22 protein-coding genes are annotated in these 24,534 nt (G+C 71.8%); 11 read left to right on the top strand and 11 right to left on the bottom strand.

All coding sequences use genetic code 11. The features are described 5' to 3' along the window. Positions 1-22: 22 nt before the first annotated feature. On the bottom strand, positions 23-478 hold the full coding sequence (locus ACZ7LT_RS04250) for a VOC family protein (RefSeq protein ID WP_471233990.1): 456 nt from the start codon (positions 476-478) through the stop codon (positions 23-25). A 125-nt stretch (positions 479-603) separates the two neighbouring features. On the opposite strand from ACZ7LT_RS04250, the gene ACZ7LT_RS04255 reads away from it, so the two are divergent. The 3 genes from ACZ7LT_RS04255 (at position 604) to ACZ7LT_RS04265 (ending at position 5,843) form a co-directional block, all read left to right on the top strand. Next, positions 604-1,146: a CGNR zinc finger domain-containing protein gene (locus ACZ7LT_RS04255; protein ID WP_471233991.1), complete on the top strand. Its 543-nt coding sequence runs from the start codon at positions 604-606 to the stop codon at positions 1,144-1,146. A 197-nt stretch (positions 1,147-1,343) separates the two neighbouring features. Further along, positions 1,344-4,664, top strand: coding sequence for a S8 family serine peptidase (locus tag ACZ7LT_RS04260; protein WP_471233993.1), 3,321 nt, complete (start codon positions 1,344-1,346; stop codon positions 4,662-4,664). A 159-nt stretch (positions 4,665-4,823) separates the two neighbouring features. Continuing rightward, positions 4,824-5,843 (top strand): aspartate-semialdehyde dehydrogenase, encoded by a 1,020-nt coding sequence (locus ACZ7LT_RS04265; RefSeq protein ID WP_471233996.1) that lies wholly within the window; start codon positions 4,824-4,826, stop codon positions 5,841-5,843. On the opposite strand, the gene ACZ7LT_RS04270 is transcribed toward ACZ7LT_RS04265, so the two are convergent. Further along, complete coding sequence (locus ACZ7LT_RS04270; RefSeq protein ID WP_471234000.1) at positions 5,830-6,339, bottom strand: DUF1203 domain-containing protein; 510 nt, start codon at positions 6,337-6,339, stop codon at positions 5,830-5,832. The genes ACZ7LT_RS04265 and ACZ7LT_RS04270 overlap by 14 nt on opposite strands. Positions 6,340-6,454: 115 nt before the next feature. Here ACZ7LT_RS04270 and ACZ7LT_RS04275 point away from each other — a divergent pair, with 115 nt between their 5' ends. From ACZ7LT_RS04275 to ACZ7LT_RS04305, 7 genes are all read left to right on the top strand, one after another. Beyond that, the gene (locus ACZ7LT_RS04275; RefSeq protein ID WP_471234003.1) at positions 6,455-7,651 is read left to right on the top strand and encodes a TerD family protein; all 1,197 of its coding nucleotides are present in this window, start codon (positions 6,455-6,457) and stop codon (positions 7,649-7,651) included. A 49-nt stretch (positions 7,652-7,700) separates the two neighbouring features. Continuing rightward, on the top strand, positions 7,701-10,268 hold the full coding sequence (gene pepN / locus ACZ7LT_RS04280; RefSeq protein WP_471234007.1) for an aminopeptidase N: 2,568 nt from the start codon (positions 7,701-7,703) through the stop codon (positions 10,266-10,268). 208 nt (positions 10,269-10,476) lie between these two features. Beyond that, the gene (locus ACZ7LT_RS04285) at positions 10,477-12,003 is read left to right on the top strand and encodes a sensor histidine kinase (protein WP_471234010.1); all 1,527 of its coding nucleotides are present in this window, start codon (positions 10,477-10,479) and stop codon (positions 12,001-12,003) included. Positions 12,004-12,020: 17 nt separating this feature from the next. After that, on the top strand, positions 12,021-12,407 hold the full coding sequence (locus ACZ7LT_RS04290) for a roadblock/LC7 domain-containing protein (RefSeq protein WP_471234785.1): 387 nt from the start codon (positions 12,021-12,023) through the stop codon (positions 12,405-12,407). Beyond that, positions 12,404-12,763 carry a DUF742 domain-containing protein gene (locus ACZ7LT_RS04295; protein ID WP_471234013.1) on the top strand — a complete coding sequence of 120 codons (360 nt, stop codon included), beginning with the start codon at positions 12,404-12,406 and terminating at the stop codon, positions 12,761-12,763. The genes ACZ7LT_RS04290 and ACZ7LT_RS04295 overlap by 4 nt, the downstream gene beginning before the upstream one ends. Next, complete coding sequence (locus tag ACZ7LT_RS04300; RefSeq protein ID WP_471234017.1) at positions 12,744-13,364, top strand: GTP-binding protein; 621 nt, start codon at positions 12,744-12,746, stop codon at positions 13,362-13,364. Before ACZ7LT_RS04295 ends, ACZ7LT_RS04300 begins: the two co-directional genes overlap by 20 nt. Then, the gene (locus ACZ7LT_RS04305; protein WP_471234021.1) at positions 13,361-14,740 is read left to right on the top strand and encodes a cytochrome P450; all 1,380 of its coding nucleotides are present in this window, start codon (positions 13,361-13,363) and stop codon (positions 14,738-14,740) included. Before ACZ7LT_RS04300 ends, ACZ7LT_RS04305 begins: the two co-directional genes overlap by 4 nt. A 12-nt stretch (positions 14,741-14,752) precedes the next feature. Here ACZ7LT_RS04305 and ACZ7LT_RS04310 read toward each other — a convergent pair whose 3' ends face one another. The 6 genes from ACZ7LT_RS04310 to ACZ7LT_RS04335 form a co-directional block, all read right to left on the bottom strand. Further along, the gene (locus ACZ7LT_RS04310; RefSeq protein WP_471234026.1) at positions 14,753-15,862 is read right to left on the bottom strand and encodes a terpene synthase family protein; all 1,110 of its coding nucleotides are present in this window, start codon (positions 15,860-15,862) and stop codon (positions 14,753-14,755) included. Between the two features lie 2 nt (positions 15,863-15,864). Continuing rightward, the gene (locus ACZ7LT_RS04315) at positions 15,865-16,731 is read right to left on the bottom strand and encodes an SAM-dependent methyltransferase (protein WP_471234029.1); all 867 of its coding nucleotides are present in this window, start codon (positions 16,729-16,731) and stop codon (positions 15,865-15,867) included. A gap of 294 nt (positions 16,732-17,025) precedes the next feature. Next, complete coding sequence (gene alc / locus ACZ7LT_RS04320; RefSeq protein ID WP_471234033.1) at positions 17,026-18,159, bottom strand: allantoicase; 1,134 nt, start codon at positions 18,157-18,159, stop codon at positions 17,026-17,028. Between the two features lie 92 nt (positions 18,160-18,251). Next, complete coding sequence (locus tag ACZ7LT_RS04325) at positions 18,252-19,163, bottom strand: LysR substrate-binding domain-containing protein (protein ID WP_471234037.1); 912 nt, start codon at positions 19,161-19,163, stop codon at positions 18,252-18,254. A gap of 10 nt (positions 19,164-19,173) precedes the next feature. Beyond that, complete coding sequence (locus ACZ7LT_RS04330; protein WP_471234041.1) at positions 19,174-20,100, bottom strand: DMT family transporter; 927 nt, start codon at positions 20,098-20,100, stop codon at positions 19,174-19,176. A gap of 35 nt (positions 20,101-20,135) precedes the next feature. Next, complete coding sequence (locus ACZ7LT_RS04335; protein WP_471234044.1) at positions 20,136-21,059, bottom strand: EamA family transporter; 924 nt, start codon at positions 21,057-21,059, stop codon at positions 20,136-20,138. 156 nt (positions 21,060-21,215) lie between these two features. Here ACZ7LT_RS04335 and ACZ7LT_RS04340 point away from each other — a divergent pair, with 156 nt between their 5' ends. Beyond that, the gene (locus tag ACZ7LT_RS04340) at positions 21,216-21,758 is read left to right on the top strand and encodes a MarR family winged helix-turn-helix transcriptional regulator (protein WP_471234047.1); all 543 of its coding nucleotides are present in this window, start codon (positions 21,216-21,218) and stop codon (positions 21,756-21,758) included. Positions 21,759-21,830: 72 nt separating this feature from the next. Here the strand turns inward: ACZ7LT_RS04340 and ACZ7LT_RS04345 are convergent, their stop codons facing one another. The 3 genes from ACZ7LT_RS04345 to ACZ7LT_RS04355 are packed head-to-tail and all read right to left on the bottom strand — an operon-like array spanning position 21,831 to position 24,423. After that, positions 21,831-22,070, bottom strand: coding sequence for a hypothetical protein (locus ACZ7LT_RS04345; RefSeq protein ID WP_471234051.1), 240 nt, complete (start codon positions 22,068-22,070; stop codon positions 21,831-21,833). Between the two features lie 20 nt (positions 22,071-22,090). Beyond that, positions 22,091-24,193: a 4-alpha-glucanotransferase gene (malQ, locus tag ACZ7LT_RS04350; RefSeq protein ID WP_471234055.1), complete on the bottom strand. Its 2,103-nt coding sequence runs from the start codon at positions 24,191-24,193 to the stop codon at positions 22,091-22,093. Positions 24,194-24,213: 20 nt separating this feature from the next. After that, positions 24,214-24,423: a hypothetical protein gene (locus tag ACZ7LT_RS04355; RefSeq protein ID WP_019886345.1), complete on the bottom strand. Its 210-nt coding sequence runs from the start codon at positions 24,421-24,423 to the stop codon at positions 24,214-24,216. Positions 24,424-24,534 lie beyond the last annotated feature (111 nt).

A 24,534-nucleotide genomic window follows, 5' to 3' on the forward strand; every position in this document is an offset into this window, starting at 1 on the left:
GGGCTGCGGGCGGGGCGGGCGGCTAGAAGAAGCCGCAGGTCGGGGTCGAGGCCGAGGGGGCCTCCGCGGTCTCCGCGCCGGTCGGGGCGTAGATCTCCAGGCGGGTGCCGTCCGGGTCGTGGAAGAAGATGCCGCCCGACGCCGCACCTTCGCGGTGGGCGACGACGCCCTCGTGGGCGAAGGTGGCACCGCGCTCCTTGAGCCGGGTCTCCGCCGCCCTGACCTGCTCGATCGAGTCGGCCTCGAAGGCGAGGTGGTGCAGCCCGGCGAGGCCGGGGGCGTACGGGCCGGAGGCCTGCTGCCAGAGGGTGAGGACCAGCCGGCCGTCCTGGCCGAGGAAGGCGTACCGCTGCCCTTCTTCCTTGCCCTCGGTGAGGACGTCGAGGCCGAAGACGTCGCTGTAGAAGGCGAGCGACCGCTCGATGTCCGTGACATTGAGGCCGATGTGGCCGGTGCGCAGGGTGGTGCTCGTGGTCATGACGATTCCCCTCGGTGATTACCTAACCGTTGTAAATGACTTTAGAGGTTAGCCGCAGTGAGCGCAACCGGTCACGTACCCTTGAGGGGTTAGTAGCGGGGGGCGAGAGAGAAGAGGTGCCGGCGATGCCCGGATCCGACCCGCGGCCGCTCATCGGGGAGCCGGTCTCCCTCGATCTGCTCAACACCCGCTGGAACCATGAGGGCGTCCGCCAGGACCTGCTCACGGACACCGACGGCCTCGCCGTCTGGCTGGCGTCGAACGGCCTCGACGGCCGCTTCACCGCCGACGCGACGACCCTGCGCCACCTGCTCACCGCGCGCGACGCCCTGGGCGCCGTCGTCGACAGCCCCGGCGACCCACGGGCCACCGCCCTGGTCGACGCGGTGCTCGGACACGGCCGGATCCGGGCCACGCTGACCGCGCAGGGGCCGGGCGAGGAGGCGGAGTTCGCCTCGGACACCTGGGGTCCGGCCTGGACGGCCGCCCGCAACTACCTCGACCTGCTGGGCACCGCGCCCGACCGGATCCGGGCATGTGCCCACGAGGCGTGCATTCTGCACTTCTTCGACACCTCACGGAACGGCACCCGGCGCTGGTGCTCGATGGCCGCGTGCGGCAACCGCGCGAAGGCCTCACGGCACTACGCCCGTACAAAGGACAACTAACCCGGGGTAAGTCCCGTTCGCTCTGTACGCGTTACGGGTGGTTTGGCCTTCATGGCGCATGTCCAGCGGTGGCGGATGTGCGCCAAAGCCGTATCCCGCCCCTCGACAACTCTCCACAAAACCCCGTCCCTTGCGAAAGAGTCAGCGGTCATCCGGCACCGAAATCCGGACCCTCTCTTTCACATACAGGGATGTAAATGACCACCCCCGAATCCCAGAGCTCCATATCCGGGCGCTCGACGCCCGGGCACAGACGCGCGGCCCGCATCGCCGCCGCGGCCGGTCTGGTCACCGCGCTGGTCGCGGCCGGCGCCGCGCCGGTCTTCGCCGCCGAGGACCCGGCCGGCTCGACCCCGCCCGTGAAGGCCACCGACGCCGCCGACAAGCTCGGCGCGACCGACGCCCAGCGGCTCGCCGAGGCCGAGGCCAAGGGCCAGCAGACCGTCACCGTCCTGATCGCCACCGCGCCCGGCGCGACCGAGCAGGTCGCCGGCCAGCTCGACGCCCTCAAGGGCGCGGCGGTCGGCAAGACCGACGACAAGCTCGGCTACGTGCGGGCCACGCTCCCCACCGCCAAGGCCGACGCGGCCATCAAGGCGGCCACCAAGCTCTCCTCCGTCCAGGCCGTCGACCTCCAGGCGGAGATCAAGCTGGACGACCCGCGCCCCGACGCGGGCACCGCCGGTGCCGCGGGCGGCGCCACCGCGGGCACCTACCCGGCCCCGGGCAAGGACACCCCCGCGAAGAACCCGTACAACCCGGCCTTCGAGACCGGTGCGGTCGACTTCGTCAAGAAGAACCCCAAGGCCGACGGCCGCGGTGTGACCATCGGCATCCTCGACTCGGGTGTGGACCTCGGCCACCCGGCGCTGCAGAAGACCACCACCGGCGAGCGCAAGATCGTCGACTGGGTCACCGCCACCGACCCGCTGACCGAGGGCGACGCCACCTGGCGCGCGCAGATCACCACGGTCGACGGCCCGGTGTTCACCTCGGCCGAGCAGAGCTGGAAGGCGCCCGCCGGCTCCTTCAAGTTCAGCCGCTTCACCGAGAAGATCACCCAGGGCGGCGACCCGGCCGGTGACATCAACCGGGACGGCGACACCACCGACGTCTTCGGCATGCTCTACGACGCCGCCGCCGGCACCGTCCGCGTGGACACCGACCAGGACAACGACTTCACGGACAACGAGCCGATGAAGCCGTACAAGGACGGCTTCCAGATCGGCTGGTTCGGCACGGACGACCCGGCCACCCCGGTCGCCGAGAAGACCCCCTTCGTCATCGAGATCCGCAAGGACGTCCCGATGGACGCCGCGGGCCCCGACTGGGAGGGCAAGAAGGCCGACTTCGTCAACGTCGGTCTCGTCGAGTCCTCGCACGGCACCCACGTCGCCGGCATCACCGCCGCCCACAGCCTCTTCGGCGGCAAGATGAACGGCGCGGCGCCCGGCGCGAAGATCGTCTCCTCGCGCGCGTGCACCTGGACCGGCGGCTGCACCAACACCGCCCTCATGGAGGGCATGACCGACCTCGTCGTCAACCGCGGCGTCGACATCGTCAACATGTCGATCGGCGGCCTGCCCGCGCAGAACGACGGCGACAACGTCCGCGCCCGCCTCTACACCCGGCTGATCGACGAGCACGGCGTCCAGCTGGTCATCTCGGCCGGCAACGAAGGCCCCGGCATCAACACGATCGGCGACCCGGCCCTGGCCGACAAGGTCATCTCGGTCGGCGCGGCCATCTCCAAGGAGACCTGGGCCTCCAACTACGGCTCGGCCGTCGAGAAGAAGTACGCCATGTTCCCCTTCTCCTCGCGCGGTCCGCGTGAGGACGGCGGCTTCACCCCGACGATCACCGCGCCCGGCTCGGCCGTGAACACCACCCCGACCTGGCAGGCGGGCTCCGGAGTCGCCGAGGCCGGCTACACGCTGCCCGCCGGTTACGGCATGCTCAACGGCACCTCGATGTCCTCGCCGCAGGCCGCCGGCGCCTCCGCGCTGCTGCTGTCCGCCGCGAAGCAGAAGAAGGTCGAGCTCTCCCCGCTCACCCTGCGCACCGCGCTCACCAGCACCGCCAAGAAGATCTCCGGTGTCGCCGCGCACGAGCAGGGCTCGGGTCTGATCGACATCAACAAGGCCTGGGCGTCCATCCAGGCCGGCGCCACCGCGCACGCCTACAAGGTCGAGGCCCCGGTCGACACCGCGATCTTCCCGGCGCCGCACACCGGCACCGGCGTCTACGACCGCGAGGGCGGTCTGAAGACGGGCCAGAAGAAGACGTACAACGTCACCGTCACCCGCACCTCCGGCCCGAGCCACGGCGTCCGCCACAACCTCAGCTGGAAGTACAACGACGGCACCTTCAAGGCCGCCACCGCGTACGACTACATCACCCTGCCGCTGAACAAGCCGGTGACCGTCAAGGTCGAGGCGAAGGCGAAGACGGCCGGCGTGCACAGCGCGATCCTCCAGCTGGACGACGAGGGCACCGAGGGCGTCGACAAGCAAATCCTGTCGACCGTGGTGGTCGCCCAGCCGCTGGCCAAGCCCGCGTACGGCTTCTCCGCGGCCTCCTCGGTCCAGCGCAACAGCCACACGTCGTACTTCGTGACCGTGCCCCAGGGCGCCAAGTCGCTGGAGATCGGCCTGGGCGGGCTGAAGGGCCTGAGCCAGACCCGGTTCATCGCCAACCACCCGTACGGCGTGGCGATCGAGGACACCGCGACCAACCGCTGCTACCCGAACTACCTCGGTGGCAACGGCTGCCGTCCGGACCTGCGGTCGTACACCGACCCGACCCCGGGCGTCTGGGAGATCGTGGTCGAGTCCCGGCGCACCTCGCCCGAGCTGGACAACCCGTTCAAGCTGGACGTGACGGTGCTCGGCGCCTCCTTCGACCCGGCCACGCAGACCGTGCCCGAGGCGAAGGTCGGCACCCCGGCCGCCGTCGAGTGGAAGGTCACCAACGGCTTCGCCGCCATCGACGGCAAGCTGAAGGGCGGCTCGCTGGGCTCCGCCAAGGTCGAGACCCCGACCATCAAGCACCACGAGCAGCAGACCCGTACGGTCACCATCGGTGAGGGTGTCGAGCGGCTCGACGTCGCCATCGGCAACACCTCCGACAAGGCCGCCGACCTGGACCTCACGGTCTACCGCGGCGCGACCCGGGTGGGCCAGTCCGCGGACGGCGACTCGGAGGAGTCGGTCTCCCTGGTCAACCCCGCCGCCGGTACGTACACGATCGTCGTCGACGGCTACGCGGTCCAGGCGGCCGAGGGCACCACGTTCGACTACAAGGACGTGTACTACTCCGCCGCGCTCGGCACCGTGAAGGTCGACGAGTCGAAGGCGGTGACCCTGGCGAACGGCGCGAGCGGCCAGGTCGGCGCCGAGGTGCTGGTCGCCGGTGCCGCGCCCGAGGGCCGGCAGTTCTTCGGCGAGGTCCAGCTGCTGAACGCCCGCGGCACCGTCGCGGGCACCGGCAGCGTCGTGATCGGCAAGGTCACGCCGTAGCATCGCGGAACACCCTGGGGGGCGGGCGCCGGAACCGGCGTCCGCCCCTTCCGCGTCCCGGCCTGTGTCCGGTCCTCGGACAATGGATTGGACAAGCCGGGCGTGGACATACGCATCATGGAGCAGCAGCACACTGCACGTACGTACGGAGGAGCACCCGTGAAGGTCGGAATCGTCGGAGCCACCGGTCAGGTCGGCACAGTCATGCGCAGGATCCTGGCCGAGCGGAACTTTCCGGTCACCGAGCTGCGGCTGTTCGCCTCCGCCCGCTCCGCCGGCACGGTGCTGGACGGTGTGACGGTCGAGGACGCCGCCACCGCCGACTACACCGGCCTGGACATCGTGCTCTTCTCCGCCGGTGGCGCCACCTCCAAGACGCTGGCCGAGAAGGTCGCCTCCCAGGGCGCCGTGGTGATCGACAACTCCTCCGCCTGGCGCCGTGACCCCGAGGTCCCGCTGGTCGTCTCCGAGGTGAACCCGCACGCGGTCAAGGACCGCCCCAAGGGGATCATCGCCAACCCGAACTGCACCACCATGGCCGCCATGCCGGTCCTCAAGCCGCTCCACCAGGAGGCGGGCCTGACCGCCCTGGTCGCCACCACCTACCAGGCCGTCTCCGGCTCGGGCGTGGCCGGTGTCGCCGAGCTCGACGGGCAGATCAAGGCCGTCGCCGAGCGGGCCACCGAGCTCACCCACGACGGCGAGGCCGTCACCTACCCCGAGCCGGGCGTCTACAAGCGCCCCATCGCCTTCAACGTGCTCCCGCTCGCCGGCTCGATCGTCGACGACGGCTCCTTCGAGACCGACGAGGAGCAGAAGCTCCGCAACGAGTCCCGCAAGATCCTGGAGATCCCGGACCTCAAGGTCTCCGGCACCTGCGTCCGCGTCCCGGTCTTCTCCGGCCACTCCCTCCAGGTCAACGCCCGCTTCGACCGTCCGATCAGCGTCGAGCGCGCCTACGAGCTGCTGAAGGACGCCGAGGGCGTCGAGCTCTCCGAGATCCCCACGCCGCTCCAGGCGGCCGGCAAGGACGCCTCGTACGTGGGCCGTATCCGGGTCGACGAGACCGTCGAGAACGGTCTGGCGCTGTTCCTGTCCAACGACAACCTCCGCAAGGGAGCGGCGCTGAACGCCGTGCAGATCGCGGAGCTGGTGGCCCAGGAGCTCACGGGCGCCTGACCTCGAACAGGAAGCAGCCGTGCTCGACGGCCCTGACATGGACCAGGGCCACCTCCGGGTCGGCGAAGGCTTCCGCAAAGGCCTGATCGAACCCCTCGTCGGCCGCCTCCGGGATCTCCAGGAGGCGGCCGCCGGCGATTCTGCCCTCGCTGTCGTAGCGACGGACGGTCCGCAGTGCGCCGGGGCGTGAGAAGGGGTACGCCGTCGCCTCCCGCGGGCCCCCGCACTCCTCGGCGTGGATGAAGACGGGGCCCTGCTCGTCGTAGGCGCCCGGCCTGGCCCAGCGCTCGGCCGCCCAGCGGCGCAGCGGGGCGTAGGAGACGAGGGCGATGCGCTCCCCGCCCCGGGAGAGCCGCAGACAGCAGCGCAGGGGCGCCCCGCCCTCGCTGTCCTCGTACGGCCCGCAGGGCAGGCCCGCGTCGTCGGTGACGCGCAGCTGGGCGAGGGCGGCCGGGGAGATGGGCCGGGCTGTGTACGTGGTCGTGAGCTTTGTCATGGGCGTCCGCGTGTGCAATGTCATGGCTCCAGCGTTCCGCGCGGGCGCGGGGAGGCGCTGGCGGAATTCGGACAACGCGTTCGAAGCCGGGGCGTGGGGTGACAGGATCCGACCCATGACCCAGATACCGAAGGGCGCCAACGTTCCGGTGCCCCCGCAGGCCCTTCAGGTCGCGGTGGCCTGGTCGGCCGGGCCCGGCGTGCCCGATGTGGATGTGTCCGCGCTGCTGCTGGACGGCGGCGGGCGGGTCCGCGGCGACGCCGACCTGGTCTTCTACAACCACCGGGAGCACCCGTCGGGTGCCGTACGGCATCTGGGCAAGTCGGCGCCGGGCGCGCCCGGCACGCCGACGGCGGACTGGCTGGGCGTCGATCTGCCCCGGATCGAGCCGGACGTGGACCGGGTCGTGGTGGCCGCCTCCGCGGACGGCGGGACGTTCGGACAGGTGCCGGCGCTGGACGTGCGGGTCACCGATCCGGCGGGGATGCCGGTGGCGTACTTCGCGATCGGGGACGCGACGACGGAGACGGCGTTCGTCTTCGGGGAGTTCTACCGCCGGGGCGGTGGCTGGAAGTTCCGTGCGGTGGGGCAGGGCTACGCGTCGGGCCTCGCGGGCCTGGCGACGGACTTCGGCATCATGGTGGACGCCCCGCCGGCACCTGCCCCTGCCCAGGCCCCGGTCCCGGTCCCGGTCGCGCCTCCCCCGGCACCGGCACCGGCCCCTTCCCAGGCGCCGCCCGTGGACCCGTTCTCCTCCTCCTTCCGGCCCTTCGTGCGCCAGGGCCGCGGCAAGGAGACCGTGCACTGTGATCCGGCGATCCCGCCCGGCTGGGCGATGCTGGAGATCGAGTCGTACGGGTCGATCTCCACGAGCATCGAGTCCTGCGACGCCTACGGCCGCGGCGACGACTATCTGCTGACCGCCTACGAGGACGACGTACGGGCCCGGACGGTCGGGCTCGTCCCGCGGGACCGTCCGCTCGTGCTGCGGGTGGAGGCCGACGGCCCCTGGACGCTGCGGGTCCTGCCGCTGACCCATGCCCGCCGCTTCGACAGCCGTATCGAGGGCATGGCCCACGATCTGGTCGTCTACGAGGGTCCGGCCGGGGTGCTCGACTTCGCCCACAGCGGGGAGAGCAATTTCACCGTGTACCTGCACACTCCGCCCGAGTACCCGGAGTACGACCAGGAGGACCAGGACCTGCTCGTCAACGAGATCGGGGAGCTGCGGGTGAGCGCCCCGGTGCCCGGTCCCGGGCTGCTGCGGATCAGTGGCGACGGGCCCTGGAATTGTGCCGTGCGTCGCCAATGACCGGCGTGGAAGGATGGCGCCAAACGTCACGAACCGAGGAGATGACCGGGTGCCTGGCACAAACCTGACCCGTGAAGAGGCGCAGCAGCGGGCGCGGCTGCTGACGGTGGACGCGTACGAGATCGACCTGGATCTGACCGGCGCGCAGGAGGGCGGCACCTACCGGTCCGTCACCACCGTCCGCTTCGATTCCGCCCAGGGCAAGGCGGAGACCTTCATCGACCTGGTGGCCCCCGCGGTGCACGAGGTCGTGCTGAACGGGCACGCGCTCGACGTGGCCGCCGTCTTCCGGGACTCCCGGATCGCCCTGCCCCATCTGCGCGAGGGCCGCAACGAGCTCACGGTCGTCGCCGACTGCGCGTACACGAACACCGGTGAGGGTCTGCACCGCTTCGTCGACCCGGTCGACGACCAGGCCTATCTGTACACGCAGTTCGAGGTGCCGGACGCGCGCCGGGTCTTCGCCTGCTTCGAGCAGCCGGACCTGAAGGCGACGTTCCAGTTCACCGTGAAGGCGCCCAGCGGCTGGACGGTGATCTCGAACTCGCCGACGCCCCAGCCCAAGGACGACCTGTGGGTCTTCGAGCCGACCCCGCGGATCTCCACGTACATCACGGCGCTGATCGTGGGCCCGTACCACGCGGTGCACAGCTCGTACGAGAAGGACGGGCAGAGCGTTCCGCTGGGCATCTACTGCCGTCCGTCGCTGGCCGAGTTCCTGGACGCGGACCACATCTTCGAGGTCACCCGGCAGGGCTTCGACTGGTTCCAGGAGAAGTTCGCCTACGACTACCCCTTCGCCAAGTACGACCAGCTGTTCGTGCCGGAGTTCAACGCGGGCGCGATGGAGAACGCGGGCGCGGTGACCATCCGTGACCAGTACGTCTTCCGGTCGAAGGTGACGGACGCGGCGTACGAGCGGCGGGCCGAGACGATCCTGCACGAGCTCGCCCACATGTGGTTCGGCGACCTGGTCACCATGGAGTGGTGGAACGACCTGTGGCTGAACGAGTCGTTCGCCACCTTCACCTCGGTCGCCTGCCAGGCCTCGGCGCCGGGCTCGCGCTGGCCGAACGCCTGGACCACCTTCGCCAACGCGGAGAAGACCTGGGCCTACCGCCAGGACCAGCTGCCGTCCACGCATCCGATCATGGCCGAGATCAACGACCTGGAGGACGTGCAGGTCAACTTCGACGGCATCACGTACGCCAAGGGTGCCAGCGTGCTCAAGCAGCTGGTCGCGTACGTCGGCGAGGACGAGTTCTTCCAGGGTGTGCAGGCGTACTTCAAGCGGCACGCGTTCGGCAACACGCGGCTGCCCGACCTGCTCGGCGCGCTGGAGGAGACCTCCGGCCGTGATCTGAAGAGCTGGTCGAAGGCGTGGCTGGAAACCGCCGGTATCAACATCCTGCGCCCGGAGATCGAGACGGACGCCGAGGGCGTCATCACCGCCTTCGCGGTGCGCCAGGAGGCCCCGGCGCTGCCGGCCGGTGCCAAGGGCGAGGCGACGCTGCGTCCGCACCGGATCGCGATCGGCCTGTACGAGCTCCAGGCGGGCAAGCTGGTCCGTACGGAGCGGATCGAGCTGGACGTGGCGGCGGCCGAGCTGACCGACGTACCGCAGCTGGTCGGCACGGCCCGGCCGGCGGTCGTGCTGCTCAACGACGACGACCTGTCGTACGCCAAGGTGCGGCTCGACGAGGAGTCGCTGCGCAATGTCACCGCACACCTCGGGGACTTCACCGAGTCGCTGCCGCGCGCGCTGTGCTGGGCCTCGGCCTGGGACATGACCCGCGACGGCGAGCTGGCCACCCGGGACTACGTGGAGCTGGTGCTCTCCGGCATCACCAAGGAGTCCGACATCGGTGTGGTGCAGTCGCTGCACCGCCAGGTCAAGCTCGCCATCGACCTGTACGCGGACCCGGCGTGGCGGGCCACCGGCCTCGCGCGCTGGACGCAGGCGACGCTGGAGCAGCTGCGGGCGGCCGAGCCGGGCAGCGACCACCAGCTGGCGTGGGCGCGGGCGTTCGCGGCGACGGCCCGTACGGACGCCGAGCTCGATCTGCTGGAGGGGCTGCTCGACGGCTCGCAGACCATCGAGGGGCTGGCCGTCGACACCGAGCTGCGCTGGGCGTTCGTGGAGCGGCTCGCGGCGACGGGCCGGTTCGAGGAGGACCGGATCGCGGCCGAGCTGGAGCGTGACCGGACCGCGGCGGGTGAGCGGCATGCCGCCACCGCGCGTGCCGCCCGCCCGACCGAGGCGGCGAAGGCCGAGGCGTGGGCGTCGGTCGTGGACTCCGACAAGCTGGCCAACGCCGTGCAGGAGGCGGTGATCGCGGGCTTCGTCCAGACCGACCAGCGTGAGCTGCTCGCGCCGTACACGGCGAAGTACTTCGCGTCGATCAAGGACGTCGCGGCGACCCGCAGCCACGAGATCGTGCAGCAGATCGTGGTGGGCCTCTACCCCGCACTCCAGGTGTCGCAGGAGACGCTGGACGCGACGGACGCGTGGATCGCCGAGCACGACCCGGTTCCGGCGCTGCGCCGGATGGTGACCGAGTCGCGCGCGGGTATCGAGCGTGCGCTGAAGGCGCAGGCGGCGGACGCCCGCGCGTAGTACGGGAGTCGAACGCGCGAAGGCGCCCCGGACCAGCTGGTCCGGGGCGCCTTCGTGTAGGTCACCGTCCGAGGGTCGAGATTGCGTCAAAGCGCAACTCCCCCTCCACTTCCGCATCATGACCCGCTGTCAAGATGTGTGCGCAGAACCGATAAGCTTCCCCGCCGTTGTCCTTTGATCTTTCGCTTTCGATCGTTTGAGGGTTCTGATGGTTCGAGAGGGATCGTCGCCCGGCAGTTCAGGGCCGACCTCACCCGTCATATGGGCGGTGCCCGCCGCCGTGACGGCGGCGGGCACCGTTCTCGCCGTGGCCCTGGTCTCCGCACCGGCCCGCACCCCGGTCGCCTGGCTCGGTGCCGTGGCCTTCGCCGCGGTCGCCCTGTCCTGCGCCGTGGCCCACCGGCGCGGCAGGCAGCTGGCCGAGCTCCGGGCCACGGTCGCCGACCAGCGGACGGCGCTGGAGCGGCAGCAGGCCGAGACGGTACGGCTCGCCTCCGAGCTGCTGCCCGATGTCGTCGGGCGGCTGCGCAAGGGCGAGTTCCCCGAGGACGTCCTCACCTCCCTGGAGGCCTCGGACGTCTACGAGCCCGGTCTCACCCCGGAGTTCAGGGCCGCGCACCTGGCGGTGCTCCGCTCCGTCCTCGACGCCGTCGTCGCCGAGGAGGACCTGCGCGACTCGGCCCAGCGGGCATTCGTGAACATCGCCCGCCGCGTCCAGGCGATCGTCCACCAGCAGGCCCAGGAGCTGCGCGGGATGGAGGACCGGCACGGCAAGACGCCGGAGGTCTTCGGCGACCTGCTGCGGCTGGACCACGGCACCGCGCTCATCGGCCGCCTCGCCGACTCCATCGCCGTCCTCGGCGGCGCCCGGCCGGGCCGCCAGTGGAGCAAGGCCGTACCGCTGTACAGCGTGCTGCGCGGTGCCATGTCACGGATCATCGACTACCAGCGGGTGGAGCTCCACTCCGTCTCCGAGGTGGCCGTCGTCGGCCCCGCCGTCGAACCCCTCATCCACGCGCTCGCCGAGCTCCTGGACAACGCCACCCGCTACTCGCCGCCGCACACCAAGGTGCATCTGACCGCCGTCGACGTGAACTCGGGCATCGCGGTCGAGATCGAGGACGGCGGCGTCAGCATGAGCGAGGAGGCCCGCAAGCGGGCCGAGCGGATGCTCCAGCAGGCCCAGCGCGGCATCGACGTCAACGACCTGGGCGAGACGCCCCGGCTGGGCCTCGCCGTCGTCGGCCGCCTCTCGCAGGCGTACGACTTCCAGGTCTCGCTGCGCTCCTCGGCGTACGGCGGTGTACGGGCCGTCGTCGTCGTCCCGCAGCACCTGATCACCACCACCTCCGCGGCGACCGGTGTCGCCCACGGCATCGGCACCTCCTCCGGCCCCCGCGGGGCCCTGGAGCCCGCCTCGCGGCCCGCCGGCTCCGCCGCCCCGGCCTCGGCGCCCTCCGCGCCCGCGCCGGAGGTGCCGGCGGGCCCCACCCCGTCCGCCGTGACCGAAGTGACCGCGAACGGCCTCCCGCAGCGCCGTCGCAAGGCCCGGGCCACCGCGCCCGAGGCCGCCACCCCCGGGGCCGCGGCCCCGGAGACCACCACCGACCAGCCCGAGACCACGCCCTCGACCGAACCAGGGCTGTGGCTGGCCGCCTTCCAGAGCGGCCTGTCGGGAGAGAACCAGAACGACAACGTCTCGTCGGCCTCGGCGAGCAAGGGGGAACAGCCGTGAGTCAGCAGCGGGCCGATATGGACTGGATGCTCAAGGACCTGGCCGAGGGTGTCCCGCAGACCCGTCATGTCATCGTGCTCTCCGCGGACGGCCTGCGGATGGCGCAGCACGGCACGGAGACCGACACCGCCGACCGGCTGGCCGCCGCCTGTGCCGGACTGCAGAGCCTCGCGGGCGCGGTCGCGTCCGAACTCCCGCACTCCCAGGGCCGGATGCGGCTCGTGGTGATCGAGATGGACGGCGGCTTCTTCTATCTGATGGCGGCCGGCGCCGGGGCATACCTGGCGGTCCTCGCCGACGAGGGCGTCGACGCCGGTCTGATGGGTCAGCGGATGCGGGACCTGGTGGCGCGGATCGGAGAGCATCTCAGCAGCCCGCCGCGCAGCGAGGGCCGGACCGCGTGAGCGATCCGGGGGGCGACTGGGAGGACGCGAGCCCCGAGCGGCTTTATGTGATCACCGGCGGCCGCAGCGGCGCCTTAGGGACGGCCACGCTCGACCTGGTCACGCTGATCGTGGCCAGGTCGGGGCCCAAGCCCGGCATGCAGCCGGAGCACGCGGCGATCATCAGGCTGTGCCAGGCACCCCTGTCGGTGGCCGAGATCTCCGCCTATCTCGGCCTCCCGGTGAGCGTGGTCACCGTCCTGCTCGACGATCTGCTCGCCGCCGACCTCGTCCTCTCGCGTGCCCCCGTCGCCCGCGCCCAACTCCCCGACCTGGCATTGATTGAGGCAGTGATCGATGGACTTCAGAAACTCTGAGCCTCCCTCCGGGCCGCGGCGCGAGGACGTGCTGCCGCAGACGGCGTCGGCCGCCGTGAAGGTGGTCGTCGTCGGAGGGTTCGGGGTCGGCAAGACGACCCTGGTCGGCTCGGTCAGCGAGATCCGGCCGCTGACCACCGAGGAGACGATGACCCAGGCCGGGGTCGGCGTCGACGACACCGCGGGGGTGGAGCGCAAGTCCTCCACGACCGTGGCCATGGACTTCGGCCGGATCAGCATCAACGACGAACTCGTCCTCTACCTCTTCGGCACGCCGGGCCAGCAGCGCTTCTGGTTCCTGTGGAACGGCCTGTTCGAGGGGGCGCTGGGCGCCGTCGTGCTGGTCGACACCCGCAGGCTGGAGGTCAGCTTCGAGGTGATCGACCGGCTGGAGGAGCGCGGTGTGCCGTTCGTGGTCGCCGTCAACTCCTTCCCGGACGCGCCCCCGTACCCGCTGGAGGAGCTGCGCGGCGCCCTCGACCTGCCCGAGACCGTCCCGCTCGTGCAATGTGACGCCCGGCTCCGCGAATCCAGCCGGGACGTCCTGATGACGCTGATGCGCCATCTGTACTCCCTCGCCGTGACCCCGGAGGCATCGTGACCACTCCCCCGCCCCCGCCGGGCCCCACCCCACCGCCGGGATGCCCGGCCCACCGGCTCTACGGCCCCGAGGCCGAGGCGGACCCGGGAGCCCTGTACGAGAAGCTGCGCGCCGAGCACGGCGCGGTGGCGCCCGTCCTGGTCCAGGGGGACCTGCCGGCCTGGCTGGTGCTCGGTCACCGCGAGAACCTCGATGTGGCGCGGACGCCGTCCCGCTTCTCGCGGGACTCCCGTCGCTGGCGCGACATGCAGGAGGGGAAGGTTCCGCCGGACCATCCGCTCACGCCGATCGCCGCGTGGCAGCCCGTGTGCAACTTCCAGGACGGTGCCGAGCACGAGCGGCTGCGTGGCGCGGTCACCGAGTCGCTCGAACGGCTCGACCGGCGCGGGATCCGGCGCTATGTGACACGGTTCGCCAACCAGCTGATCGACGCCTTCGCCGACAGCGCGCGGGCCGATCTGGTCCGGGACTTCGCCGAACCGCTGCCGATGCTGGTGATGACCCAGCTGGTCGGGGCCCCGGAATCGTACGGTCCACGGCTGGTCGAGGCCGCCCGCGACATGATCAAGGGCACCGAGACGGCGGTGGCCAGCAACGCCTATGTGACCGAGGCGCTGGAGCAGCTGGTCGCGCGCAAGCGGACCGTGCCCGGCCGGGACTTCACCTCCTGGCTCCTGGAGCACTCCACCTCGCTCAGCGAAGCGGAGATCATCGAGCATCTGCGGCTGGTGCTCATCGCGGCCTTCTCCACGACGGCCAACCTGATCGCCAACACCCTGCGGCTCGTCCTCACCGATCGCCGGTTCCGCGCGAGCCTCTCCGGCGGTCACATGACCCTGCCGGACGCGCTGGAACAGGTGCTGTGGGACGAGCCGCCGCTGTCGACCATCCTGGGCCGCTGGGCGACCGGGGACACGGTGCTCGGCGGCCGGCAGATCAAGGCCGGTGACATGGTGCTGCTGGGGCTCGCGGCGGCCAACGTGGATCCGGAGATCCGGCCGGACCTGACGGTCCCGGTCCATGGCAACCGCTCCCACCTGGCGTTCAGCGGCGGTCCGCACGAGTGCCCGGGCCAGGACATCGGCCGGGCCATCGCGGACACCGGCATCGACGTCCTGCTGGCGCGCCTGCCCGACCTGGAGCTGGCCGTCCCGGAAGGCGAACTGCGCTGGGACGCCTCGCTGATGTCACGCCAGCTGGTGGCGCTGCCGGTGTCGTTCACCCCTCGAGGAGCCACCGTCACCTCGGCCACGCCCCTTCCCGGGGCAAGCGGCGCCCAGCCGCTGCCCGAGGCGGCGGCCGCGCCCGCCCCCGGCCCGCAGGACCGCTCGCCGGTCCGAGGCTCGTGGTGGGGCCGGCTGGTGGGCCGCCGCTGAGGGATCGTTCCGTCAGCCGTCGAGCTGCCGCCACCACCAGGCGATCGCCGGGACCGGCGGCGGCTCGGGGCTCGGGTCACTCGGCGTGTCCCGCCAGGTGATGTCGTACGAGGCCCCCTCGACCGGCAGTGTGTTGCGGTTGCGCGGACTGGCGTAACGCGGGGCGAGGTTCTGCCATTCGATGCAGCCGGACACGTAGTGGGCGAGCGAGTCGAGATAGCGGCCGAGCTGTTCGTCGGCGCCCCGGGCGAGCTGCTCGCGCAGCCGGACGAAGAGCGTCATCGCACGGTCCCGCAGCGCCACGGCAGGCACCAGCGCCTCCTTCGGCGTACAGCCGTGGTGCCGGGCGACGACGTTGAGCAGGTTCTGCTCCCACGGGTCCTGGTGGTCCTCCTTGTTGTACGAGTAGAGGTCGTTGTCGCAGGAGACGATGAACCCGGCGGCGTCGGTCAGCGCCTGGACGGGCGCCGAGTAGAGCACGTCGGCCGGTACGTGGATGCCGTTGGCCGCGTCGCACCAGGTGAGGGTGAAGCGGGTGCCGTTGACCGACATGCGCATCGCGGCGAAGTCGTTGAGGGAGGGCATGACGCCGCGCTCGGCGTTGGACGTCTGCCATCCCGCGCCGAACAGCCAGTCGCGGGTGCCCTCGCTGAACCTGCGCAGCTGGAACGGGGTCAGCATGGCGCGGGTACGGGTCACGAGGTCGTCCAGGGCCACCGTGAGGGGTCCCGGGGGCAGCAGCCCGGAGCCGGGGGCCTCGATGGAGCGGACGAGCCGGGCGCTGTGGTCCGCGATGTCCGCGGTGCGGGTGGCCGTGGACCCCGAGTCCTGCCAGTCGTCGACGGCGTTGGCCCAGTAGTTCCACTCGATGAAGAGCAGGACCGGCTCGATGTCGCCGTACGGGATGATGCGGCTGGTGAAGTCGGCGCTGTGGGTGGCGAGGCCCCAGGCCCGCTCGGTGGCGTCCGGGTAGATGCCGAACGCGTCGATCCAGGCGACGGCGCGCTCTTCGAGCTCCGCGGCCTTGGCGTGGATCAGGCTTTCGTTGAACGGGCAGTAGAACGGCGGCAGTTCCCAGCCGATCCGGGAGGCCGGCGCGTCCTTGGCGTACACAGGCGGCATGGTCAGGCGCCCCCGCCGAGCCGGAAGAGGAGCAGCCGGGTCTCCAGCGCGTGGTCGCGCCAGATCCGGAAGAGCTTGCCGTGGGTGATGGTGGACTCCTGGAGCCGCTCGCGGGTCCAGGCGGAGGCGGCGCCGGTGGCCTCGATGCGGTCCAGTTCGGCGGTGTTCCAGGCCATGGACTGGACCCAGAACTCGGCGACCCGGTCGGTGACGTCCTCGTCCTGCTCCAGTTCGAAGCCGGCCGCCTCGGCGGCGGTGATGTATTCGGTGAGGGTGCCGAGCCGGGTCTTGTAGTAGCCGTCGATGAACTCGGTCCACTCGGGGCGGCAGATGAAATGCTCCTGGATGCCGAACCAGCCGCCCGGCTTCAGCGCGGCCGCGACGACCTCGAAGAGCCGCTCGCGGTCCATGTAGCCGGAGCTCTCGTTGGCGTAGGCGGCGTCGTACTTGCGCTTGGTACGGAAGTCGTGGATGTCACCGAGGACGGGGGTGACACGGCCGCTGACCCCCGCCTGGCGGGCGAACTCCTCGATGACCGGGAGGTGTTCGCCGGTGACCGTGATGCCGGTGACCTTGGCGCCGTGTTCCTGCGCCCAGTAGAGCGAGCCGCCGCCGACGCCGCAGCCGATGTCGAGCAGGCGCTTGGGGGGTGTCGCGTACGCGCCCCAGGTGCGGGCGGCGTGGTCGACGATCGCCTCCTGTGACTCGACTATGCGGCGCTTGAGGACGCCTTGGGTGACGGTGGTGTTGGGGGTGGCACCGGGAGCGAAGAGGCCCATGTGGAAGTGGACCCGTGGTCCTGGCCCGTACTTGTGGAGGATGTCGGCCGTCTTCCGGCTGTAGTAGAGCGGCACGAGGTCGTTGTCCATCGGTTCTCCGGTCCTGCTGTGATGTGTGGGGGTGGTGTTCGGCCGCCCCACCATGCCCATAAGTGACTGAAAAAACTCCTCAATCACTTTGATCTTGAGCATAGTGAGACCCAAAATGGCCACATTCACCGCGAGTTGACGTCGGGTTCTTGCCTGACGGACGTCATGTGCCGCGGCTCCCCGGGTACGGCGAAGGGGCACCCTCCCCCACGGAGGTGCCCCTTCGCGCTCAGGTCCGCCCGGCGGGCGGGCGTCGGCGCGCTACCGCCGGCCGGGCGGAAACCGGTGGGCCGCTCAGCCGTTCAGCTCGTCGAAGCGGCGGCGCAGCGCGGCCGCGCCCTCCTCCGTGAGCGTGCCGTGCAGCCGCATCCGGGCCACACCGCCGTCCGGGAAGGCGTCGAGGCGTACGTGGGTCACGACGGCGCGCGCGGGCAGCTTGAAGCGGTGCAGGGTGTCGGGCTGGAGCCGGGTGCGCGGGATGATCTCGAACCACTCGCCGTTGTCTCCATTGCGCCCCTGGAGGGCGATCCAGCCGGCCGAATTGCCCTTGAGGTAGGCGGTGTCGATCTCGACGGCCCGTACGGCGCCCTGGGCGGCGAGCCGGAAGCGTACCCAGTCGTTGGTGCCCCGGACCCGGCGGCGGCGGTTCTCCCAGCCGTCGTCCATCTTGCGGGAGGTGCCGGGCAGGATGATCTGGGTCGGCGAGGAGTAGAACTTGTCCGACGCGTCCTCGTACACCCCGCCGTTGAGCACGGAGACGAGGTCGAGGGTGCCGAGCAGCTCCAGCCACTCGGGATCGGGCACGACCTCGCCGTGGACCCGCAGCCGCGCGATGCCGCCGTCGGGGTGCTGGCACAGGCGCACATGCGTGAAGCGGCGCTCGGCGTCGATCTCGAAGCCGTTGGCGGCGTGGCCACGGACGGGGGTCGGCGGGACGATCTCCTCCCACTTCACGTCGCCGGCGAGCAGCTGCTCCGGGCTGGGCGCGCCCTCGACGGCGGTGGCCTGGATCGACACCCGCTGCGGGTAGTTGCCGCGGAAGTGGGCGGTGTCGACGACGATGCCGCGGATGACGCCGGGGGCGCCGAGGCGGACGATCGCCCAGTCGTGCTCCTCGGGGGCGGGGAAGACGTTCTCGGCGTCGGCGCCCCTGCGGCGGCGCGTCTCCCAGCCGTCCATGATCTTGCCCTTGTGACCGAAGTGCTCCGGGTCGAAGACGGCACGCTCGCGGACGAGGAGGTTCTCGCGCTCGGCGAAGAACTCGTCGTTGGCCGCGACGACCCCGGCGCCGAGCCGACGGTCGGCCAGGTCGACGAGCTCGGTGAAGGGGAAGTCACCGTGGCGGTAGTCGGCGTAGGGGTCGCCGCCTCCGTAGGGCGCGGCGTCGTTGGCGTGCGGGTCCTGGTCCAGGTTCGGGTCGAAGGTCATGCCCCTGACTCTCGCGTCCCGGCACCCCGAAGGTCCATCGAATGTTTTCGATGATTAAGTTCAGCCTGGCTGAACAATCCCCGTCCAGAGGCTCAGACGGTCTCGCGAGCCGCCGCCGCCTGCCGCAGCGCCGCGAGGACGCGGGCGACCGCCGGCCCCTCCTCGGCGCCGCGCCGTACGGCCGCGACGACATGGCGGCGCGGCTGGTCGGCGGAGAGCACCCGCATCACGACGCCCGCGCGCCGCTCGGCGGAGGCCATGCGGGGGACGAGCGCGATGCCCATCCCGGCCTCGACCATGGCGAGGATCGCGGTCCAGCCCGCGGCGCTGTGGGCCTGTTCCGGTACGAATCCGGCGGCTTCGCAGGCGGCGGTGGTGATCTCCGACCAGGGCCCGGAGCCGCCGAAGATCCATGGCTCGGCGGAGAGGTCGTGCAGCCGCAGGCCGGGGGCGTCGGCGAGGGGGTGCCCGGCGGGCAGGGCGACGTCGAGCGGGTCGGCGAGCAGCGGCACGCGCGCGTACTTCGGATCGCGGGCGGAGGGGGCGTGCGCGGCGAGCGAGAGCGCCAGGTCGACTTCGCCGGCGGTGAGGAGTTCGTACGCCTCCGCCGCCTCGGCCTCGCGGACGCGGACGGCGAGCGAGGGGTGGGCGGCGCGCAGGTGCTGGACGGCGGGGACGACGAGCGCGGGCACCGCGGTCGAGAACGCGGCGAGGCGCACCTCGCCCGCCTCACCCCGCAGATATCCGGCCAGCTCGGCGTCGGCGCGCTCCAGCTGGGCGAAGACGGCCTCGGCGTGCCGCAGGACGAGATGCGCGGCGTCGGTGAGCCGGACCCGTCTGCCCTGCGCCTCCAGGAGCTTTACGCCCAGCTGCTTGGCGAGGTTGGTGAGTTGCTGGGAGACGGCCGAGGGGGTCATGAGCAGCACCTCGGCGGTCGCGGTGACGGTGCCGCGGTCGCGCAGGGTGCGCAGGATCTGGAGCTTCTTGATGTCCCACTCGGTCATGGGGCGCAACCTACCTCCGGCGGGCCGAGGCGAGCGCCACACCGCCGAGGATGAGCGCCATGCAGAGCACGCCCAGGGCGCCGAGGTCCTCGCCGAGGACGGCGTAGGAGAGCAGCGCCACACAGACGGGCTGGAGGTAGTAGACAACTCCGGCGCGGGCGGCGCCGATCAGGACGATCGCCTTGTTCCAGGCGAAGAAGGCGACCGCGGAGGAGAAGACGCCGACGTAGACGAGGGGCGCGACGGTGCCCGGGGTGGGCTCGAAGCCGCCCTGGAGGGCGAGGCTGGCCGCGTACACCGGCAGCAGCATCAGCGCGCCGAGCGCGAAGGTGGCGAAGAGGAAGACCAGCCCGCCCAGTTCGGCGGGGCGGCGCTTGAGCAGGGCGCTGTACGAGGCGAAGCAGACCGCGGCCGCCATGACCCACAGATCGCCGGGGGCGAGGTCGAGCGCGAGCGAGCCCTTGCCGACCAGCAGGAGCACCCCGGCGCAGGCGATCAGCATGCCGGTGACGCGGCGGGCGCCGAGCCGGGCGCCGCCGAGGCTTTCGTACACCGCCATGAGCACCGGCGAGGCGGCCATGATCATGCCCATGTTGCCGGCGGAGGTGGAGAGCCCGGCCTGGTTGACGAGGGTGTTGTAGACGGTGACGCCGAGCAGCGCGGCCAGGGCGACGAAGCGGAAGTGACGGCGGATCACCTGGCGTCGGCGCCAGGTCTCGCGGAGCGCGAAGGGGGCGACGGCGAGGAGGGCGACGATCCAGCGCCAGAAGGCGGCCTGGACCGGTGGGACGGAGTCGTGCAGGGCGCGGGCGGTGACGAAGCTGCCGGACCAGACGACCGTGGCGAGCGCCGCCAGCAGCAGACCGAGGCCGGCGCCCCGGCGCACGCGGCGCGCGGTGGTGGGCTCTGCGGTGCGGACGTGGTCCAGGAGTGCCACGGGGTTCCTCTCTGCGGGTGGGGTGGGTCGTGGGACTACCGTCGCACCGCCACATTCTTCAGGTCCATCGAAACTTCCCGATCGAGCTTTTCAGTTGAACTGAACGGTCGTGCGGGGCGCTGACCGACCAGGGTGGCGCCGAAGGCGATCGCCATGCCGAGCAGCTGTACAGGCGTGAGCGCCTCGCCCAGCGCGGCCCAGCCGATGACGGCGGCGGTGATCGGCGAGAGCGGGCCGAGGAGGGTCACGGAGGTGGCGCTCAGCTGTCCGATCCCGCGGAACCAGAGCCAGTAGGAGACCGCGGTGTTGCCGAAGGCGAGGTAGGTGTAGCCGAGCAGGTTGGTGGTGTCGAGGGCGGGCGGCGCCCCTTCGAGCAGGAAGGCGACCGGAGCGATGATCAGCCCGCCGGCGGTGAGCTGCCAGCCGGTCATCGCCAGCGCACCCACCCCTTCCGGGCGCCCCCAGCGCTTGGTGAAGACGGTCCCGGCGGCCATGGAGGCGGCGGAGATGAGCGCGGCCCCCACCCCGACCACGTCGAGCGCTCCGGTCGCCTTCAGCACGACCAGGCTGACGCCGAGCGCCGACGCGACGGCGGCGAGCAGGCCCCGGACGGTCGGCTTCTCCCCGAGGAACAGGGCGGCGAGCCCGATGACGAAGAGCGGTCCGACGGAGCCGAAGACCGCCGCGAGGCCGCCGGGGAGTCGGTAGGCGGCGAGGAAGAGCAGCGGGAAGAAGGCGCCGATGTTGAGCGCCCCGAGCGCCGCCGCCTTCCCCCACCAGGCGCCCCGCGGCAGCTTGCGGGTGAGGGCGAGCAGCAGCAGCCCGGCGGGCAGGGCCCGCATCAGCCCGGTGAAGAGGGGACGGTCGGGCGGCAGGAACTCGGTGGTGACGAAGTAGGTGGAGCCCCAGGAGATCGGGGCGAGTGCGGTGAGTGCGACGACGGCGGCCTTGCGGGACATGACGGGGTCCCCCCTGTGAGGTGGCTTTGCAGTAAGTAGCTTAGCGCTAAGCTACTTATACGCAAGAGGCTTCCTCGCAAGTTGCTCGCTCCTGAGTTACTTTCTCGGCAGCGACTTCTCGCGCCCAGCCGAATCACCCGTAAGGAGACCGCCGACATGGAGAACAGGGAGAGCCCGGAGGACCCGGGGACGACCAGCCCCGCCGCCCGCGACGCCGTCGACGCCATCACCGCCCAGTGGGCTGTCGTACGGCCCGACCTCGACACGCTCCCGATGGCGGTCTTCGGGCGGATCTACCGCCTGGCCCAGGCCATGCGCGGCCGCGTCGACAAGGCGTACGCGCCGTACGGCGGGATGTCCCTCGGGGAGTTCGACGTACTGGCGACGCTGCGCCGCTCGGGCGAGCCGTACACGCTCTCGCCGCGCGAGCTGACGGCGACGCTGATGATCACCACGGGCGGGATGACGGGCCGCCTCGACAAGCTGGAGAAGGCGGGCCTGCTCAGCCGCAGCCCTGACCCGAACGACCGGCGCGGCCTGCGGGTGACGCTCAGCGAGCGGGGCCGCGAGCTGGTGGACGAGGCCGTGGCGGCCGGGCTGGCGCAGCAGCGGGCGGCCTTGGAGGCGGCGCTGGACCCGGAGGAGCGGGAGCAGTTGGCGGCGCTGCTGCGGAAGCTGCTGGCGACGACCGTGGTGTGAATCGAAAAGAAGGCGCCGCGTATGCGGCGCCTTCGGGGAAGGGTGCGGGGACCCCCTGGGGGTCCACCGGCTTCAGCTCTTGGTGACGCGGTCCTTGGACTTGTCGAGCACCATCACCAGACCGGCGATCACCAGGAACAGCACGATCGGCGCGGCGACGTACCAGCCGAGCGTCGCGGCCACGCTCAGGCCTTGACCCGGGTCGTCACCGTCGTCGCGGGTGAGCGCGAGCGCGGGGGACGACATGAGCAGCATCATCAGCGTCGTACCGGCCGCGACAGCACCGGCGCGCAGGGTGTTCTTCTTGTCCACGGTGCAAACGTAGCGAACGCCTAGACCGGCCGCGCGTCCGGGGGTGCCGTACGGGCCCGGAGGGCGTGCAGCAGGGCACGCGCGCGTGGGGAGGCGGCGAGCTCTTCGAGGATGACCGGGCGGCCTTCGGCGTCGGCGATCGGCAGTCGCCAGTTCGGGTACTGGTCCCAGGTGCCGGGCAGGTTCTGGGGGCGCCGGTCTCCGACGGCATCGGGCAGCCAGAGGCCGGTGAGAAGCGCGGGGGTGCGCAGCAGGAAGCGGTAGACGGCCTGGATCGCGGCCTCCTCGTCCCCGAGGAGCGGGTCCACGCCAAGGCGGGCCAGCCATTCGGCGGTGTCGGCGGCGTCCTCGGCCCGCTCGCGCTCCAGGGGGCGGGTGAGCAGGCCGAGGCGGTGGCGCAGGGTGACGTGGTCGCCGGTGAGGCGGGCGGCGGTGGACGGCAGGTCGTGGGTGGTGGCGGTGGCGACGCAGCCTTCGCGCCAGCGCTCCGGCGGCAGCGGGAGGCCGTCGCCGGCCCAGTCGCGTTCGAACCAGAGCACGGAGGTGCCGAGGATCCCGCGCCGCCGCAGCGCCTCGCGGACCCCCGGTTCGACGGTGCCGAGGTCCTCGCCGATGACGACGGCGCCCGCGCGGTGGGCCTCCAGGACGAGGACGGCCAGCATGGCGTCGGCGTCGTGGCGGACGTACGAGCCGTCGGCGGGCTCATGGCCCGCGGGCACCCACCAGAGCCGGAAGAGCCCCATGACGTGGTCGATGCGCAGGGCGCCCGCGTGCCGCAGCAGGCCTTGGAGCAGGTCGCGGTACGGGGCGTAGCCGGAGGAGGCCAGCGCGTCGGGGCGCCAGGGCGGCAGGCCCCAGTCCTGGCCGCGGGCGTTGAAGGCGTCGGGCGGGGCGCCGACGGACATCCCGGCGGCGTAGGCGTCGGGCCGGGCCCACGCGTCGGCGCCGTCCGGGTGCACCCCGACGGCGAGGTCGTGGACGATCCCGACCCGCATCCCCGCGTCGCGGGCGGCCCGGGCGGCCGCCGCGAGCTGCTGGTCCGTCAGCCAGGCCAGCCAGCTGTGGAAGGCGATGCGGTCGGCGAGCTCCACGCGCGCGTGGGCGATGGCGGCGGAGCGGGGATCGCACAGCGCCTCGGGCCAGGTGTGGGGCGCGGAGCCGTACTGCTCGGCGAGTGCGCACCAGGTGGCGTGGTCGGCCAGGGGCTGTCCTTGCCGGGCGAGGAAGTCCTCGTAGGCGGCGCGTCGTCCGGGGCCGAGCGGGACGGTCCGTACGAGTTCAAGGGCGCGCCGCTTCAGGGCCCATACGGCGTCCCGGTCGATCAACGCGCCCTTGCGCAGCACCCCTTCGCGGAGCTCGGCGGCGTCGGCGAGGACCGTGTCGAGCTCGGCCCGGTGGTGCGGGGCGACGTACGCGTATTCGTCGATGTCCTCGATCCGCAGGTGGACGGGGTCGGGGAAGCGGCGGGAGGAGGGGCGGTAGGGGGACGGGTCGGTGGGGGTGCCGGGGACGGCCGCGTGGAGGGGGTTGACCTGGACGAAGTCGGCGCCGTGGGCCCGGCCCGCCCAGTCGGCGAGCTCCCTGAGGTCCCCGAGATCACCCATGCCCCAGGAGCGCGCGGACAGCAGCGAGTACAGCTGCACGAGCAGCCCGTAGCCCCGCCCCGCGGGCCGCGGGGCGGCCGGCGGCGCCACGATCAGCGTGGCCGTGGCCTCCCGACCGTCGGAGGTCCGTACGTCCAGCCGGTGCACGCCGAGACCGGGCCGGGCGCCGGGCCTGGCGCCGGGCGGGTCCTCGGGCAGGCGCCAGAGCACGGGCTCCGTGCCGTCCTCCGGGGTGACCCACACGCGCGTGCCGGGTGGCAGCGCGGCGAGGGCGTCCGGCGGGGCCGGGTCGTCCGTCCAGAGCACCACCGTCGCGGGCAGCAGCCGCCGGGCCCGCGCGGCCTCCGCGGCCGCCAGGGAGGCCGCGACGGCCCGTTCGTCGGACGCGTCCACGTCCAGCGCGGCGAGGACCGCGACGACCGTGGCGTCCGGCACCTGGACCGTGACGCCTTCGGACGGGGAGTACGCGGTGGCGACCGAGTGCATCGCGGCGAGCCGGGCCAGGGGCGTGGGGGCCATGCGGGCTCCTAGGGGATGAGTCACATGCCGGGCGACTCCATGCCGCCGGCGGTACCGGGGGAGGTCGGTTCGCTGGTCAGGGGGGCCGCTTCGGCGAGCGGCGGTTCGCTGGTGAGCGGGGCGGCGTCGGCGAGCGGGGGCTCGCTCGTGAGGGGTATCGCGTGGTCGGCGCGGGGTCCGGGGACCTGTTTCGAGAGGGCGGACAGCAGCAGCTGCGCGGATGCGGCCACGGGGGCCTCCTGTTCGGGTCGGGGATCTCCGGGACGGGTCTCGGTGATCGTCCGGGCGAGGGGGACACCTCAGCCCTACCCAGTCGGCGGCCAGGCAGACCTACAGCCCAT

Source organism: Streptomyces sp. NPDC039465 (genome assembly GCF_055639315.1).

Excerpts from the sequence above, each read along its gene's own strand:
- alc (WP_471234033.1), bottom strand. The coding sequence starts at position 18,159 with ATGACCTTCGACCCGAACCTGGACCAGGACCCGCACGCCAACGACGCC.
- ACZ7LT_RS04340 (WP_471234047.1), top strand. The coding sequence starts at position 21,216 with ATGGAGAACAGGGAGAGCCCGGAGGACCCGGGGACGACCAGCCCCGCC.
- ACZ7LT_RS04255 (WP_471233991.1), top strand. The coding sequence starts at position 604 with ATGCCCGGATCCGACCCGCGGCCGCTCATCGGGGAGCCGGTCTCCCTC.
- ACZ7LT_RS04290 (WP_471234785.1), top strand. The coding sequence starts at position 12,021 with ATGGACTGGATGCTCAAGGACCTGGCCGAGGGTGTCCCGCAGACCCGT.
- ACZ7LT_RS04325 (WP_471234037.1), bottom strand. The coding sequence starts at position 19,163 with ATGACCGAGTGGGACATCAAGAAGCTCCAGATCCTGCGCACCCTGCGC.
- ACZ7LT_RS04260 (WP_471233993.1), top strand. The coding sequence starts at position 1,344 with ATGACCACCCCCGAATCCCAGAGCTCCATATCCGGGCGCTCGACGCCC.
- ACZ7LT_RS04335 (WP_471234044.1), bottom strand. The coding sequence starts at position 21,059 with ATGTCCCGCAAGGCCGCCGTCGTCGCACTCACCGCACTCGCCCCGATC.
- ACZ7LT_RS04310 (WP_471234026.1), bottom strand. The coding sequence starts at position 15,862 with ATGCCGCCTGTGTACGCCAAGGACGCGCCGGCCTCCCGGATCGGCTGG.
- ACZ7LT_RS04300 (WP_471234017.1), top strand. The coding sequence starts at position 12,744 with ATGGACTTCAGAAACTCTGAGCCTCCCTCCGGGCCGCGGCGCGAGGAC.
- ACZ7LT_RS04270 (WP_471234000.1), bottom strand. The coding sequence starts at position 6,339 with ATGACAAAGCTCACGACCACGTACACAGCCCGGCCCATCTCCCCGGCC.
- ACZ7LT_RS04285 (WP_471234010.1), top strand. The coding sequence starts at position 10,477 with ATGGTTCGAGAGGGATCGTCGCCCGGCAGTTCAGGGCCGACCTCACCC.
- ACZ7LT_RS04250 (WP_471233990.1), bottom strand. The coding sequence starts at position 478 with ATGACCACGAGCACCACCCTGCGCACCGGCCACATCGGCCTCAATGTC.
- ACZ7LT_RS04275 (WP_471234003.1), top strand. The coding sequence starts at position 6,455 with ATGACCCAGATACCGAAGGGCGCCAACGTTCCGGTGCCCCCGCAGGCC.
- malQ (WP_471234055.1), bottom strand. The coding sequence starts at position 24,193 with ATGGCCCCCACGCCCCTGGCCCGGCTCGCCGCGATGCACTCGGTCGCC.
- ACZ7LT_RS04315 (WP_471234029.1), bottom strand. The coding sequence starts at position 16,731 with ATGGACAACGACCTCGTGCCGCTCTACTACAGCCGGAAGACGGCCGAC.